This is a genomic window from Roseateles sp. P5_B10, assembly GCF_056400485.1.
Genome location: NZ_JBFULE010001167.1, coordinates 1 through 1,253 on the forward strand (window position 1 = coordinate 1; position 1,253 = coordinate 1,253).

The 1,253-nt window shown below is 72.0% G+C and carries 1 protein-coding gene; it reads right to left on the reverse strand.

Annotation, left to right across the window (positions count from 1 at the left end; genetic code table 11):
• Nucleotides 1-1,143, reverse strand: a 1,143-nt coding sequence (locus tag AC1DU6_RS31780) for an ABC transporter permease (RefSeq protein WP_477862175.1), incomplete at its 3' end; no start/stop codon positions are given.
• Nucleotides 1,144-1,253 lie beyond the last annotated feature (110 nt).

A 1,253-nucleotide genomic window follows, 5' to 3' on the forward strand; every position in this document is an offset into this window, starting at 1 on the left:
CGACAAGCCCGACAAGCCCAGGCCCAGGCCCAGCAGCGCCGGCCAGATGCTGGGCGGTGGCAGGTCGACGTCGATCAGCCCGGCCAGTAGCGACACGAAAACCTGGTGCAGGGCCAGGCCGCCCAGCACGCCGACCGCGCTGGCGCTCAGGCCTGCGAGCAGGAACTCCAGGCCGTACGCCCAGGCGATGCGGCGCTGCGGCTGGCCGAGCACGCGCAGCATGGCGCAGTCGTCCAGATGGCGGGCTGCAAAGTCGCGTGCCGCCAGCGCCACGGCCACGGCTGCGAGCAGGGCTGACAGCATGGCCACCAGGCGCAGGAAGCGGGCCGCGCGGTCCAGCGTCTGGCGCATCTCGGGGCGGCCGGACTCCAACGACTCCAGGCGCACGCCACGCAGCTTGTCCTTCTCGACGAGTTGCTCGGCGCCGGCCACGAAGCGGCCGACGGCACCCGGTGCTGCGCCCGGGCCGGGCACGACCGCCATGCGGTAGGTGAGGCGGCTGGCGGGCTGCACGAGACGGGTGGCGGCGAGGTCGGCCTCGGCCAGCATGACGCGCGGCGCGAAACTCATGAACCCGGCGCCACGGTCGGGCTCGGTCTCGATCAACGCAGCGAGCTTCAGCTTTGCGTCGCCGAGCAGCAGCGTGTCGCCGAGCTTCAGCCCCAGGCCATCGGCCACGGCCGGGTCGACCCAGACCTCGCCGGCGGCTGGCGCACCGCTGCGGCCGGGCAGGGCCTCGCGCAGCTTGATGCTGCCGCGCAGCGGATAACCCGCACCAACGGCCTTCACGGCCACCAGCCGGCTCTCGCCGCCATGGGCTTCGTCGCTGCGCGCCATGCTGGGGAAGGTGGCCGTGCGCACGGTGGTCAGGTTCTGGGCGGCGGCCAGGTCGACGAGGGCAGGGGCCGTGGGCTGGTCACTGGCAACGACGGCATCGCCGCCCAGCAGCTTGGCGGCGTCGCGGCGCAGGCCCTGGTCGAGGCGGTCGGACAGGAAGGCCACAGCGCACAGTGCCGCGACGGCCAGGGCCACGGCCAGCATCAGCAAGCGCAACTCGCCGGCCCGCCAGTCCCGCAGCAACTGGCGCCAGGCGATCAGCAAAGTGGCAGGCGGACGCTGGGCGGGCGAGGCGGAGGACGTCATGCGCGCGACTGTAGCCGTGGGAATCGCATTCAGCCCTGTAAACTCGCGGCCCATTGCKGGTGTAGTTCAATGGTAGAACTTCAGCTTCCCAAGCTGACTACGTGGGTTCG